17 protein-coding genes and 1 tRNA gene are annotated in these 13,151 nt (G+C 63.6%); 11 read left to right on the forward strand and 7 right to left on the reverse strand.

The window, feature by feature from the left end; all coding sequences use genetic code 11:
* Window positions 1–214 precede the first annotated feature (214 nt).
* Both P6U27_RS18480 and P6U27_RS18485 read left to right on the forward strand, forming a co-directional pair.
* A tRNA-Arg gene (locus tag P6U27_RS18480) sits at window positions 215–291 on the forward strand.
* Window positions 292–407: 116 nt separating this feature from the next.
* The gene (locus P6U27_RS18485) at window positions 408–650 is read left to right on the forward strand and encodes a hypothetical protein (RefSeq protein ID WP_122403309.1); all 243 of its coding nucleotides are present in this window, start codon (window positions 408–410) and stop codon (window positions 648–650) included.
* Between the two features lie 34 nt (window positions 651–684).
* On the opposite strand, the gene P6U27_RS18490 is transcribed toward P6U27_RS18485, so the two are convergent.
* The gene (locus P6U27_RS18490) at window positions 685–1,971 is read right to left on the reverse strand and encodes a hypothetical protein (RefSeq protein WP_407194370.1); all 1,287 of its coding nucleotides are present in this window, start codon (window positions 1,969–1,971) and stop codon (window positions 685–687) included.
* A 112-nt stretch (window positions 1,972–2,083) separates the two neighbouring features.
* Between P6U27_RS18490 and P6U27_RS18495 the strand changes: the two genes are divergently transcribed.
* Window positions 2,084–2,311, forward strand: coding sequence for a DUF2171 domain-containing protein (locus tag P6U27_RS18495; protein ID WP_027574503.1), 228 nt, complete (start codon window positions 2,084–2,086; stop codon window positions 2,309–2,311).
* Between the two features lie 311 nt (window positions 2,312–2,622).
* On the opposite strand, the gene P6U27_RS18500 is transcribed toward P6U27_RS18495, so the two are convergent.
* Entirely contained in the window at window positions 2,623–2,766 is a 144-nt protein-coding gene (locus tag P6U27_RS18500; protein WP_244607654.1) for a hypothetical protein, read from the reverse strand.
* A gap of 216 nt (window positions 2,767–2,982) precedes the next feature.
* On the opposite strand from P6U27_RS18500, the gene P6U27_RS18505 reads away from it, so the two are divergent.
* Entirely contained in the window at window positions 2,983–3,144 is a 162-nt protein-coding gene (locus P6U27_RS18505; protein ID WP_164937081.1) for a hypothetical protein, read from the forward strand.
* A 298-nt stretch (window positions 3,145–3,442) separates the two neighbouring features.
* On the opposite strand, the gene P6U27_RS18510 is transcribed toward P6U27_RS18505, so the two are convergent.
* The 3 genes from P6U27_RS18510 to P6U27_RS18520 all read right to left on the reverse strand — a co-directional run bounded on the left by P6U27_RS18510 (window position 3,443) and on the right by P6U27_RS18520 (window position 4,928).
* Window positions 3,443–4,207: a hypothetical protein gene (locus tag P6U27_RS18510; RefSeq protein WP_407194371.1), complete on the reverse strand. Its 765-nt coding sequence runs from the start codon at window positions 4,205–4,207 to the stop codon at window positions 3,443–3,445.
* 172 nt (window positions 4,208–4,379) lie between these two features.
* The gene (locus P6U27_RS18515) at window positions 4,380–4,616 is read right to left on the reverse strand and encodes a hypothetical protein (protein WP_407194372.1); all 237 of its coding nucleotides are present in this window, start codon (window positions 4,614–4,616) and stop codon (window positions 4,380–4,382) included.
* Between the two features lie 75 nt (window positions 4,617–4,691).
* The gene (locus P6U27_RS18520) at window positions 4,692–4,928 is read right to left on the reverse strand and encodes a hypothetical protein (RefSeq protein WP_122403314.1); all 237 of its coding nucleotides are present in this window, start codon (window positions 4,926–4,928) and stop codon (window positions 4,692–4,694) included.
* 264 nt (window positions 4,929–5,192) lie between these two features.
* On the opposite strand from P6U27_RS18520, the gene P6U27_RS18525 reads away from it, so the two are divergent.
* Window positions 5,193–5,540, forward strand: a complete 348-nt coding sequence (locus P6U27_RS18525) for a DUF6481 family protein (RefSeq protein WP_122403315.1) — start codon at window positions 5,193–5,195, stop codon at window positions 5,538–5,540.
* 127 nt (window positions 5,541–5,667) lie between these two features.
* Here the strand turns inward: P6U27_RS18525 and P6U27_RS18530 are convergent, their stop codons facing one another.
* Entirely contained in the window at window positions 5,668–5,913 is a 246-nt protein-coding gene (locus tag P6U27_RS18530) for a pentapeptide MXKDX repeat protein (RefSeq protein WP_036027965.1), read from the reverse strand.
* A 309-nt stretch (window positions 5,914–6,222) separates the two neighbouring features.
* Between P6U27_RS18530 and dctP the strand changes: the two genes are divergently transcribed.
* From dctP to P6U27_RS18545, 3 genes are read left to right on the forward strand one after another with little or no spacing between them, the layout of a single operon-like run.
* Window positions 6,223–7,245 carry a TRAP transporter substrate-binding protein DctP gene (gene dctP, locus P6U27_RS18535; protein ID WP_407194373.1) on the forward strand — a complete coding sequence of 341 codons (1,023 nt, stop codon included), beginning with the start codon at window positions 6,223–6,225 and terminating at the stop codon, window positions 7,243–7,245.
* Window positions 7,242–7,796: a TRAP transporter small permease gene (locus tag P6U27_RS18540; RefSeq protein WP_122403317.1), complete on the forward strand. Its 555-nt coding sequence runs from the start codon at window positions 7,242–7,244 to the stop codon at window positions 7,794–7,796. Before dctP ends, P6U27_RS18540 begins: the two co-directional genes overlap by 4 nt.
* Window positions 7,793–9,151: a TRAP transporter large permease gene (locus P6U27_RS18545; protein ID WP_122403318.1), complete on the forward strand. Its 1,359-nt coding sequence runs from the start codon at window positions 7,793–7,795 to the stop codon at window positions 9,149–9,151. Before P6U27_RS18540 ends, P6U27_RS18545 begins: the two co-directional genes overlap by 4 nt.
* Window positions 9,152–9,294: 143 nt before the next feature.
* Here the strand turns inward: P6U27_RS18545 and P6U27_RS18550 are convergent, their stop codons facing one another.
* A complete protein-coding gene (locus P6U27_RS18550; RefSeq protein WP_129144837.1) occupies window positions 9,295–9,978 on the reverse strand; it encodes a GntR family transcriptional regulator in 684 nt (227 codons plus the stop codon).
* A 234-nt stretch (window positions 9,979–10,212) separates the two neighbouring features.
* Between P6U27_RS18550 and P6U27_RS18555 the strand changes: the two genes are divergently transcribed.
* Genes P6U27_RS18555 through P6U27_RS18565 form a run of 3 tightly spaced genes read left to right on the forward strand, consistent with a single transcriptional unit; the run spans window position 10,213 to window position 13,093 of the window.
* A complete protein-coding gene (locus P6U27_RS18555) occupies window positions 10,213–10,821 on the forward strand; it encodes a TRAP transporter small permease (protein ID WP_122406682.1) in 609 nt (202 codons plus the stop codon).
* Window positions 10,821–12,086 carry a TRAP transporter large permease gene (locus tag P6U27_RS18560; protein WP_407194374.1) on the forward strand — a complete coding sequence of 422 codons (1,266 nt, stop codon included), beginning with the start codon at window positions 10,821–10,823 and terminating at the stop codon, window positions 12,084–12,086. Before P6U27_RS18555 ends, P6U27_RS18560 begins: the two co-directional genes overlap by 1 nt.
* 23 nt (window positions 12,087–12,109) lie before the next feature.
* Window positions 12,110–13,093 (forward strand): TRAP transporter substrate-binding protein, encoded by a 984-nt coding sequence (locus P6U27_RS18565; RefSeq protein ID WP_122403321.1) that lies wholly within the window; start codon window positions 12,110–12,112, stop codon window positions 13,091–13,093.
* Window positions 13,094–13,151 lie beyond the last annotated feature (58 nt).

Below are 13,151 nucleotides of genomic sequence, written 5' to 3' on the forward strand. Positions count from 1 at the left end.
ACCGGCGGCCGTGTCCCGGAAGCTATTCAGCGGTCCCGGCGATGTGATCCATCGTCCAGTCCACTGCCGCTCAACCCGGCACCCTGACACCCCACCGTTCCGCTTTGTCGCGGCAATGAGGAAAACGGTTCGGTTCAGGCTTGGCGAAAGACCCAATTTTTCATATTGGCATGCTAGATGAACGGCCAGCCGCCCAAACCGGCCGGCTCAAGACGGTCCCGTAGCTCAACTGGATAGAGTAGCGGATTTCTACTCCGCGGGTTGCAGGTTCGAGTCCTGCCGGGATCGCCAGTCCATTGACAGTCAACGTCCCTTCACGAACGCGTGGGTAACCATACGCCGGACTTTGAACGGCGCCGATCGGCCCTATGTAAGCGCCGGGCGAGATGCGCCCGACAGGTTTCTTAATGCAGCAATCCGAGTTGACGAGAATGGCGATCGCATCTGCGGTCGCGATCGTTGCGATGTCGTATTTGGCAATCGACGCAGGCGTGGTGAACACCAATGTGGTCACGAGGCCCGTCAAGTTGGCCGAGGCTTCGATCATTGGCACCGCAATGGGGCAGCATCACCTTGCCTTTGCCGTTCAGGATTGGGCGCGCCGCGGCCACGAGAAATCACGCCTGGAGCATTGCCTGGCGGTCGACTGATTGATGCGTCCTCCTTTCGGGCTACCAACAAAATTCACCCTTCATCACCTGCCGCCCGATGCGTCCGCCACCACACGGCAATCGCCGCGGCCAGATCATTCCAAAGCTCCGTCGGAAGATCCGGGACGGCCACCCGGACGCTGTACTGATTCGTGGTCGCGTCGTGAAACCACTCGGTCGCTGCGAAATCGAAGCCGAAGCTGCCGGCGTGGCGGATGGGAAAGCCCTCCCGGTGCAATGCGCTGCTCATGTCCTCGGCAGCCTGCCGCGCTGCCGCCTCGTCGAGCACGCGCCTTCCATGGAGGGTCACGTATAGACCGTGGGTGAAGTGAAGCTCGGCCGAGCGCGCCGGAAGCTTCGCAGCAAAATGTCGAGCCGTGCTGCGGCCGTTGCGCAGGATTGCCGCAACGCGCCGCTTCGTGAGCGCCCAATACGCCGCGCTGCCGGCGAAGGGTGGGAAGTGGGCCGGCAACGCCGCGCCGCCGAGCAGCCGCACCGCGTTTCGGGTTTCGGACGCGAGACGTTTCCATTCAACGCCCCCTGCCCGCGGCTGATGCTCATTCCCATGCACGAAAACGGCCGAGCCGAGCCGGCCATATTCCGCTCCGAGCGAATCGAGCTTGTTGTGGCTTCTCACCAACACCAGCGGAATTCCGTATCGGCGGGCCCACCTCTGGACACGCCGGATGCGGCCTGACCTGCCGGCGAAGCATGTCGTATCGAAAATCAGGAGATCGAGGCTAGATCCGTCACAGCGCAGCACCGCGTCGAAGGCGCCGGCGAAGGAGCAGGAATCCAACAGAAGTATGCGCGGCGAACTTATTGGTGCAAACGCATCGCCGAGCGGCAGCTTCAAAGCCTCGAGCCGCAAATGAGGGACGAAGGCCCGGATCAGCTCCAGCGTCTCGCCGTAGGCGCCCGGAAGCACGAGGATATCGGCCTTCTCCACGATCCGCGCGGAGGCGAGCAGTACGGCGGAGATCGCGGCCATGCCCGAGGCGGTGTAGATCGCCGTGCTCGCGCAGCCGCCCTCGAACTCGTAGAACGAAGGACCGCGTACCGTAAGATCGGCCCTCTGGTAGTCGTAACTGAACTCGAACGGCCCGCTGGCGAGATCGGCCGTATGCGACCACGCTGTCTCCGTCGCCTTCCACTCATGCAATTCGTGCTCCGCCCTCAGCGCCGCAGTGATCTGGAACTTGGATCTGACGACGTCGTCGACGGAACACGGACGCGCTAAATCGAGCCGGTTTCTCAGGCAGTCGTTCAAGAGCCTGAGTTCCTCGTGCTTTCGTTCCAAATAGGCTCGAATGGTCTCCATGCGCTTCTTGACAGATCCGACGAGCGTCAACGTGCGGAAAGCGCCTTGGGTCCAACACGCCCGTTGCAACGAACACGCACCCTCGCTGTTGAATCCATGCAAGGAGGACAGCATGGCTGACATCAGAGAGCACATGAAAATCATCGGCAAGGACGGCGCCCATGTCGGCACCGTCGATCGCGTCGAGGGCAACCGCATCAAGCTGACGCGCAAGGACAGCCCGGAAGGTCACAAGGACCATCATCACTACATCGACACCAAATATGTCGGTGCCGTCGAGGGGGACGTCGTCAAACTGTCGGTGAATGCCGACGCTGTACCGAAGACGGAAGCCGCCTGAAAACACCGAGCCCCTTCAGGGGCTGTTTGTTCACGGTCCGACTCCGCTTCGTTCGCAAGGCACGAATCGCGATCGCAAAATCGAGGGCCGAGCATTCGTTAATGACCGGTTCGGCCGGATCGATCATGCACTCACGAGCACGAGCAAGGGAAGCTCCCGCAGGATTTCAGCGCCGCGGATCGATACGGAACGAACGCGCGATCAGAGCGTTGGATAGCCGACTTGAGTGGTGCCGACTCGCCAGCCCCGGTCGGCTTTGAAGAACCCCGTGCTTGTCCCCCGAGCACGGGGTTTTTCTCGTGGGGAGCGGCCTACCCGCTGGTGCGGGTGCGCCCGGCGGCATCCGGCGGGTCCGCTTGCTCCTCGGGCGGGTCGCGGACGAGTTGATGCCATGCCAGGGCCAGCTGGATCAGTCGTTGCCGATCGGCACCTTCAGACGCCGCAGCCAGCTTCATTGCGGCTTCGGCTTCATGCCGTGGGTCGTAGCTGGAACACATGCGACCGATTTTAGATGGCCGATCTGGACAAGCGCATGGCAATTTCGCCCGTATGATTGCGGGGTGACCTCCGCGTCGCACAGGCATCGTTCGAGGTATCTGTGAACTGCATCACAGCCTGCACCGGACATCTCCGCTAAGCAGAGCTTCAACGCTCCATGGTGGAGTCAGGTCATGACGCGCAAAGCAGCAGCCGAGATCGTCGTCCCGACGCAACGACAGAGGTCCGATCTGCTCGGCATCGCCTATCTCGTGACCATCGCCATCGTGATGCTCGCCTGGATCGGCGGTCTGGTCTGGGCCACGATCGCGTTCTTCAGCTGGCTCGTGTCCTGACGCGCGAGGCGATAAGCGTCTCCGCGAGCGAGCGGCACAAGGTGGATCCTGCGCTAGAACAGACAAGGCAACACCTGCGAGAGTTTGATCCCGCCGCAAACGATCATGGCCCACAAGGCCATGCTGATCTGGATCGCATCCAGCATGTCCCACGTCCTCCGCGAATCATCACGATATTTTTCTTTCAGGCTTGCGTGCGGCGGCAACGAGCGCCAGCGCTAATCTGAAGCAATCGCCGGTGTGCAAAGAAAAGAGGCGGGCCTAGGCCCGCCTTCGTACTCCAATCCCGCCTGGAAAGTCAGTAACACGCGCGGGGATCGGCCTGCACATATTGGCCGTTCGGATAGCGGTAATAGCAGGTGCCCTGCGCCCAGTAGTAGCCGGGCTGGGATGCAGCGGTGGCACCGGCGATTGCGCCCGTCGCGCCGCCGAGAACCGCGCCTGCGGCAGCCCCTGTTGCATTGCCCGAGATCAGAACGCCCAGCAGGCCGCCGACGATCGCGCCGCCAAGCGCGCTGGCGCCGGGATCAGCTGGTGGCGGGGGCGGAGGTGGCGGCGCATAGGCGACCGGAGGCGGGGCATAGGCCACCGGCACGTCGTCGATATAGTCCTCCGAGATGTAGGCAGGCGGACCAGCCATTCGCTCCGGATAATAATACCAGACGCCGCCAACGTCCCACCACCAGCCGGAGCGGCCGTTGCGGACTTCGTGGCGCCAGCGTCCACCATCCCAGGCGAGATTGCCACGATAGGTGTGTCCACCCCAGTCCCGCACCGGGGCAGGACCGCGCGCCTGACGTCGCGGCGATGGGCCGTCGGCATTGCGCGGGCCAGGACCCGCATGGGGCTGACTACCCGGCTGCACGGGTCGAGTCGCCTGCTGGGGTGGAGGGCCCTTGCGCATAGTCTGATTGGTCTGCGGCGGCGCGCCAGCACCCGGTGCAGCCGGCGGTGGGCCCGCCTCTTTCGGCGGTCTCGCCTCTTGCGCCTGCGCCGACAGCGCGAACAACGACATGGCCGAAATCACGGGAATGATGATCTTCATGCGTTTGGACGCACTCATGCGTGCTCGCCCCCTGCTCTCTCGTGGCCGCGGTCCCTGGCGCGATCGACGAATCGCCGCGCGCCGGGCTGATGCCGGCCGAAACAACTGCCCTGCTTGATCGGCTAAGTCCCGTTACAAATGATTAAGATCAGGGCATTTTTTCGGCCCTGCGGGCCACGCTGACGGGCGCCTAGCGAGCCGGCTCGATCACATTGCAGTTGGTTCGCCCGGACATCAGGCAATCCTGCATCTTGCTGGCTGCGGTAAGATTCCGGGCAAGCCACCAGCCAACCCCGAGGATCACGATCGCAATGATCAAGCCGGCGATCGCGCCGCGGCGGTCGCCGCCGGACTGGCGCTCGGACTGGCGCTTCGATCGAGAATTGGGCTGCTCGCCGGGTTCGGATCTGGACTCTGGCTTCGACATGGCCGTCTGGTCGCGCTGGCGAGCCGGCTTTATCACCGCTGCGGCGTCGCGTCACACCCGATCAGCCGGTCCAATTCAGCCCCGGGTCTGCCGGATCGCATCCTTGCGCGAGGTTTCGACCGCCGGAATTGCCTCCTGAAGCCGCGGTGCGCAGCTCGTGAGCACGAATGCGGTCCGGGTGCATTCCCAATCCGCTCCCAGCACCGCACTCTCGATGGGCTGCGGACGAGCGAGCAGCAGCGCGGCGCCGGCCACGCTCGCCAGGGCGAAGCCAATTGCGAGCGCCTTCAGGCTTGGTCTTGAGATCGTCATGCCCGTGCTCCGTCTCGTATCGGGCGGACGCTAGGCCTCGCCCGTGTGCTCCCTTATGAGGGACATCACAATTCAGCAGTTTTTCCGGGCTACGAGAGATCGTCGGGGGGCGATTTTTCGTTGACCTGATCGGCTGCGATTATGGGTGGCTTCGCGACGCGCGCCGATGTACACGCTTCTGCGTCGCGTGGCGCCTGCTATGCCCAGCCGACGTACCAACAGGCACCGATGTAGGATCGAAAGCGAGGAAGACAAGGCTCGTCGATGAGTGGATTCAGGGAACCCGGCTTCGCAGACCGGCAAAAGGCGGCACAGGAAGCCCGCAAAAATCTTTTGAACAAATTCAAATCGCAACCGGGACCTGACGATCCGGCGGTGGTCGCACGCCGTGCTGAACGCGAGGCCCTCGCGGCCAAACGCGCCGAGGCGAAAGCCGCGCGCGAGGCGGCAAAGGCCGAGCAGAAGCGTCTCGAGGAAGAGACCAAGGCCGCCGAAGCCGCGCGGATCGCGCGCGAGGCCCAGGAAGCCGCCGAGAGACAGGCTGCCCTCGAAGCCGAGCAAAAGGCCAAGCGCGATGCGCGCTATGCCGCCCGCAAGGCCAAGCGCAAGTAAGTTCACTCGTCACGTTCAATTGAACTTGAACTGAAGCGCCGTTCCGGAGGCGGTCTTAAAGACTGCCGCCGGAATTCGCGAGTGCGCGGGCCGCTCAAGGCGGGCGCTGCGCGACGACGCAGCAGGATCAATTCTTCTTCATCATTCCGTCGTCTTTCTTCATGCCGTCCTTCGACATGTGATCCTTCTTCATGCCGTCGTCCTTGGACATGGTGTCCTTCTTCATCATGCCGTCCTTGGACATCGTGTCTTTTTTCATCATGCCGTCATCCTTGCCCATCTTGTCCTGAGCAAAGGCGGCCGGAGCAAACGCGAGGCCAAGCGAAAGAGCGGCAGCCGAGACGCCGAGCACGATACGGGTGCGAATGGTCATGGTTCATCTTCCCTTCGAGATGGTGTTTGTCAGCGACGGACGCCGCTATTTGATCTCGACGGATCGCCAGTCGGCGTTGTTACGCCGCCGCCGATAAATTTTGGCGAGCCCTCCGCTATCCGTCGTACTTTCGCGCGCGGGACCAGGAAGTGTGCAGCGCAGCACGGCCGGCACTTGCCGGGGCATTCGGTCTCGAACTATCAGATGAGAGAATATCGGCTGAAAGACCGGCTAGGATGAGCCTGAACGCCGGTCTCACAAGACCCGATCCAAATCACACCAACAAGAACCGTCCAAGGGGATCACACCATGATTACGCGCCGCCATCTGATCGCGACCGCCGTCGCCGCACCCGCCATCCTGCGCTTCGGCATCGGAACCGCGCAGGCCGCCACCACGCTGAAGATCTCGCATCAATTCCCGGGCGGCACCATCGACAAAGGCGATTTCCGCGACCGGCTCTGTCGCATGTTCGCTGCTGAAGTTGCCAAGCGCAGCAATGGCGACATCGCCGCGGAAATTTATCCGAACTCCTCGCTGATCAAGACCAACGCGCAGTTCTCCGCGATGCGCAAGGGCGCGCTCGACATCTCGCTCTATCCGATGCCTTATGCCGGCGGCGAGTTGCCGGAAACCAATATCGGCCTGATGCCGGGCCTGGTGACCACCTACGATCAGGGCCTGCGCTGGAAGAAGGAGCCCGTCGGCAAGGCACTGACCGATTTCCTCGCCGACAAAGGCATCATCCTGCTCACCTGGGTCTGGCAGGCCGGCGGCGTTGCCAGCCGCTCCAAGCCGATCGTCGCGCCCGAGGATGCCAAGGGCATGAAAGTGCGCGGCGGCTCGCGCGAGATGGACATGGTGCTGCAGACCGCCGGCGCCTCGGTGCTGTCGGTACCCTCGAACGAAATCTACGCGGCGATGCAGACCGGCGCGTGCGATGCCGGCATCACCTCCTCGACCAGCCTGATCTCGTTCCGCCTCGAAGAGGTCGCGAAGTCGCTGACGTCAGGCGCCGGCACCTCCTACTGGTTCATGCTCGAGCCGCTGATGATGTCGAAGGCGATCTTCGACAAGCTGCCGAAGAACCATCAAGATATCTTGCTCGCGGTCGGCACCGAGCTCGAAGCCTTCGGCCGCAAGGGCGCGCAGGACGACGACGTCGAGGTCGCCAAGGTCTACGAGAAGGCCGGCGCCAAGGTCTCGGCGCTCGATGCCGCCACCGTCGGCAAATGGCGCGACATCGCGCGCGACACCGCGTGGAAGGATTACAGCGCCAAGACCGCGACCGCGGCCAACCTGCTCAAGCTCGCCACCGACGTTGCGGCATGAGCCACGGTCCGCTTCCGGATCGTGACGACCTGCCGAGCGCTGCCGCCGGGAACGGCCTTGCGGCAGCGATCGATCGTGGTCTCGCCATCCTCAACAGCATCATCGTCGTGTTCGCCGCGATCGCCCTGGTCGCGGCCTGCACCATCCTGAGCTACAGCGTGCTGAGCCGTGCCTTGTTCAAGGCCGCCAATTACTGGCAGGACGAGGCCGCCGTGTTCCTGCTGGTCGGCGCCACCTTCATGACGGCTGCGTATGTGCAGCAGAACCGCGGCCATATCGGCATCGAAGCCTTCGTCGGCCTGCTCTCGCCGCTCGCCAACAAGGTCCGGCTCTGGCTCGTCGACGCCGCGACGTTCCTGTTCTGCGCCTTCTTCGCCTGGAAATCCTGGACACTGGCCCATGAAGCCTATGTCGACGGCCAGGTCTCGAATTCGATGTGGTCGCCGCCGCTCGCGATCCCCTATGCGCTGATGGCGCTCGGCATGAGCCTGCTCTGCATCCAGATCCTCGTGCAGCTTGCGCTGCCCTTCACCGGAGCCAAGCGGCCATGAGCGTTTTCGGTATCGGCCTTGCCTACGGCATCGCGACGCTGCTCGTGATGTTCTCGGGCATGCCGATTGCGTTCGCGCTCGGCGCGGTCGCGGTCGTGTTCATGGGCATCTACATGCCCTCGGCCTCGCTCGATACGGTGACCCAGAACGTGTACGAGGAAATGGCCTCGATCACGCTGCTGTCGATTCCGCTCTTCATCCTGAAGGGCGCCGCGATCGGCAAGTCGCGCGCTGGCCAGGATCTCTATTCGGCGCTGCATGCCTGGCTGCATCGCGTCCCCGGCGGCCTCGGCGTCGCCAACGTCTTCGCCTGCGCGCTGTTCGCGGCGATGGCGGGCTCGAGCCCAGCGACCTGCTCGGCGATCGGTTCGGCCGGTATCCCCGAGATGCGCAAGCGCGGCTATTCCGGCGGCTTTGCCGCAGGCATCATCGCCGCCGGCGGCACGCTCGGCATCCTGCTGCCGCCGTCCATCACCATGATCCTGTTTGCGGTCGCCGCGGAAAAGTCGCTGGGGCGTCTGTTCCTCGCCGGCATCGGTCCCGGCCTCTTGCTGGTCACCCTGTTCGGCGCCTATGCCGTGATCCGATTCCGCCGGGAATACAAGGCGGCTGAAGCGATCTACAAGAACGGCGGGCCCGAAGGTGCGATCCTGACGCGCGACGAGTACACGCTGGCCGAACGCTTCAGCGTGCTGCCGCGGGTGATCCCGTTCGTGCTGCTGCTCACCGGCGTCATGATCGCCCTCTATGGCGGCTACGCCACGCCGTCCGAGACCGCGGGCCTCGGCGGCCTGCTCGCACTGGCGCTGATCGCGGCGATCTACAGCGTCTGGCGCCCGAGCGACCTTGCGCCCATCATGAAATCGACGATCCGGGAATCGACCATGCTGATGATGATCATCGGCATGTCGCTGCTCTATTCCTACGTGATGAGCTATCTGCACATCTCGCAATCGGTCGCCGAATCCATCGTCGCGATGCATCTGCCGCGATGGGAGCTGCTGTTCGCGATCCTCGTCATGGTCGTCGTGCTCGGCTTCTTCCTGCCGCCGGTGTCGATCATCCTGATGACCGCGCCGATCATCCTGCCGCCGCTCCGCGCCGCCAATTTCGACATCATCTGGTTCGGCGTAGTCATGACCATCGTGATGGAGATGGGCCTGATCCACCCGCCCGTCGGCCTCAACATCTTCGTCATCCGCAACGTCGCACCGGACATTCCCCTGCGCGAGGTGATCTGGGGCACGCTGCCCTTCGTGCTCTTGATGATGCTCGCGGTGCTGCTGCTGTGCTTCGTGCCGGGCATTTCGACCTGGCTGCCGGACCTCGTGATGGGACCGGACGGGAGCAGGTAGCAGATAACAACTGCCGTAGGGCGGGCAAAGCGAAGCGTGCCCACCACCTGTCGGCGATCACGGAGAGATGGTGGGCACGGCGCTAAGCGCCTTTGCCCACTCTACAAGTTCTGCGCTTCTCGCATCTGCAAGGCTGACCCGCCCTACGAATTCTCCTTCCGCCGCGAGCGCGGTGCGTTCGCCACGACCTGCAACAGATCCTTACGGACGGCTTCGATGTGCCGCTCCAGAAACCGGCACGCCTCCTCGACCTTTTGCGCGCGGCAGAGCGCGATCAGCTGGGCGTGCTCCTTTTCGGCAATGCCCATCGCCTTGGTGTTGGAGAGCTGCAGACGCGTGTAACGGTCGCTGGTCTGGAGCAGCGACAGCACGATTGCGCGCGTGCGCGGCTGCGGTGCGTGCACGTAGAGCGCCATGTGGAAGTCGGCGTTGAGCTGGCCCCACTCGCTCACGTTCCTCGCCTTGATCGCCTTCTCGAACCGCCTATGGATGTCGTCGAGCCCCTCGAAATCCTCCGCGGTGAAACGCGGCGCCGACTGTGCGAGCAATCGCGGCTCCAGGATTCGGCGCAGGTCGAAGACGTCGTTGATCTCGTCCAGCGACAGCTCCGAGACGATGGCGCCCTTCTGCGGAACGATCCGCACCAGGCCTTCCGCCTCGAGCTGGAATAGCGCCTCGCGGACGGGAATGCGGCTGACGCCATAGGCCTCGCCGAGCGCGTCCTGGCGCAGTTGCGATCCGGCCGGATAGGTGCCGTCGAGGATCGCCTGCCGGAGTTGGTCGACGATCGCAGCCGACAAGGTGCGATGCTTCAGAGGCTGTCTCATCTGATCGTCTGTTGTCCTTCTCGACTCGTTCGGCCGACGCGGTCCCTGTCTTGCATGTTGAGACATCCGGCAAAAGCCAAGCACTCCACAAAAGAGAAGTGCCCAGCATGAGCGCGCCCTGCCGTCAAAATGACCGCAAACTCCGTTTGACTCCCAAAATGTATAAATTATACATTCGGCGATCGCACGACAAATCTTTCGGGGGTTGGGGCCTCTTTCATGATCGAGCAGACCATGCCGGCCACGCGCGCGCTCAGCCTCCGGCGGACGATCGTCCGGATGTCGAGCGCCCTGCTCGCCTTCGAGCGTCTGGCGCTGATGGGCCTGATGTACCTGCTCACCGGATTGATCCTGGTGAACGTCGTCACCCGCTACTCGCACTTTCCCATCTACTGGATTGATGAATCCGCGGTCTATTGCGTGGTCTGGCTGACCTTCATCGGCGCCTCCGCGATGACGCGGCTGCGGCTCGATTTCGCGGTGACGATGCTGACGGAGCGTCTTTCGCCGCAGCACCAGAAGGTCGCCAAGGTGACCTCGACCGGCCTCGTCGTCGTGTTCGGCCTCGCTCTGATCGTGACCTGCGTGCTCTGGATGGATCCGGTCGGGCTTGCCCGCGCCGGCTTCGATGGGCGCAAGCTCGCGGCCGCGACATTCAACTTCCTCTACACCGAGCACACCCAGACGCTGAACTGGCCGACCTGGGTGCTGTATCTGACGCTGCCGATCTTCGCGGTGTCGATGACCATTCACGGCCTCGCCAATCTGCTGGAAGATCTCGAGCTGGTCCCGCGTACGCCGCCAAAGGGCTTCCAGCTCTCCGAGCTGGATGGGGTCAACTGATGATCACGTCAGCAGCCTTCATGGTGTTCATGCTTGTCGGCGTGCCGATCGGGCTCTGCCTGTGCCTCGCCGGCCTGGTCTACATCGCAGCGTCGGGCAACCCGGTGCTGTTCCAGTCCTATCCGCTCCAGCTGTTCGGCGGCGTCGACAGTTATGGCCTGATCGCCATTCCGCTGTTCATCCTGATCGGCGAGATCATGAACGGCGGCGGCATCACGAGGCGCATCGTCGACATGGCGATGGCCTTCGTCGGCTCGCTCAAGGGCGGGCTCGCCTACGTCAACATCCTCGCCAACATGTTCATCTCCTCCATCCTGGGCTCCGCAACCGCGCAGGTCGCGATCATGGCCCAGATCATGGTGCCGGAGATGGAGAAGAAGGGCTACGACAAGACCTTCGCGGCGGGCCTCACCGCCTATGGCGGGATGCTCGGCCCGATCATCCCGCCCTCGGTGATGTTCGTGGTCTACAGCGTGCTGGCGCAAGTCTCGGTCAGCGACATGCTGATCGCCGGCATCGTGCCGGGCGTCATTCTCACGGTGATGTTCTGCCTCGTCATCGCGCTGATGGGGTACATGTACAACTACCCCCGCGCGGACTATCAGACGCCACGCCAGCGCGTCATGACGATCCTGCGGACCTCGCCGACGCTGCTGATCCCGATCGTGATCGTCGGCACCATTCTCGGCGGCATCGCCAATGCCACGGAGTCTGCAGCCGTCGGCGCGGTCGCCGCAGCGCTCGTTGGAAAATACTGGACCAGGGAGTTCAAGTTCTCCCAGCTGCCGCAGATGATGCTGCGCAGCGCGATCTATTCGGCGATCGTGCTGTTCCTGGTCGCTGCCGCCGCCGTGTTCTCCTGGGTGCTGATCTTCGGCAAGGTGCCGCAGGAGACCGCCGGGTGGATCCAGTCCGCCGCCAAGGGCCCGATCAGCTTCATGCTGATCTGCAACGTCATCCTGCTGATCATCGGCACGGTCATCGACGGCATTCCCGGCCTGATCATGACGGTGCCGATCCTGCTGCCGGTCGCAACCGAGATCTATCACATCGACCCCCGGCAGTTCGGAGTCGTGGTGGTGATCAACCTCGTGCTCGGCTTGCTGTCGCCGCCGGTCGGGCTCTGCTTCTTCGTCGCGGCCGCCGTCACCGGCGCCAAGCCCGGCAAGATGTTCATGGTGACGCTGCCCTTCTTCGTCATCTCCTGCCTCCTGCTGGTGCTGCTCTCGCTCTACCCGTCGCTCTCGCTGATCCTCGTCAAATAGGCCCATCCGAAAGGAGCCCGACCATGCCGCTTTCACGCCGCCGCTTTCTCGCCGCCAGTGCCGCCGCCTCGGTGTTCGCGCCATCGCTGGCGCTCGCCCAGGCCAAGGAATTCCGCCTCGGCCTGATCACGCCGAACGGGCATTCCTGGAACAAGGCCGCGCTCAAATTCGGCGAGGATCTCAAGGCCGCGACCAACGGCCGTCTGACCGTGACCGTGTTCCACTCCGGCCAGCTCGGCAACGAAACCGCGATGATGCAGCAATTGCAGTCCGGCGCGCTCGACATGGGCTTCATCCAGGCCGCCGAGCTCGGCTCGCGCGTGCCGCACATCGCCGCGATCAATGCGCCCTACATCGTCCGCTCGACGCCTTCGGTCGCAAAGTTCGTGCGCCATCCAGCGGCGGTGAAGCTGTTCGACGTGCTGCCGCAGGAGACCGGGACCATCGGGCTCGGCTGGGGCATCACCGGCATGCGCGCCGTGTTCTCCTCCAAGGACCTGAATTCGCTCGCCGACATCAAGGGCATGAAGCTGCGCATCAATCCGACGCCGGTCTATCGCGATTTCTACTCCTCGCTGGGCGCAGCACCGACGCCGATCCCGACGCCGCAAGTGTTCGACGCCATGGCCAACGGCCAGGTCGACGGCCTCGAAGCCGATCTCGAGTTCTCCTGGAATCAGCGTTTCGACAAGGTGTCGAAGGTGATCCTGCAGATGAATGCCGTCTTCATGCCGATGGCCGCCGTCGTCTCGGGCCGCGTCTGGCAATCGCTCCCCGCCGCCGACCGCGAGCTGATCACCAAGACGATCAAGACGACGCTTGATGCGCAGATCGACGAGCTCGCCGGCAACGAGCCGGCGCTGATCGAGAGCTTCAAGAACGCGCCGATCCCGATCCGCCAGGTCGACGCCAAGGACACCGAGGCCGTCATCGCCGAGTTCGACAAGATTTGGCTGCCGAAAGCCCCCGTGCTCGCCGAGCTGCGCAAGGTCGGCGCGACGCTCTGACCTCGTCCACCTCCCTCACGTCAATGCCCGGCGGATCGAATGATCCGCCGGCACAATT

Source organism: Bradyrhizobium sp. STM 3566, assembly GCF_045571445.1.
GTDB classification, from domain to species: Bacteria; Pseudomonadota; Alphaproteobacteria; order Rhizobiales; family Xanthobacteraceae; genus Bradyrhizobium; species Bradyrhizobium vignae.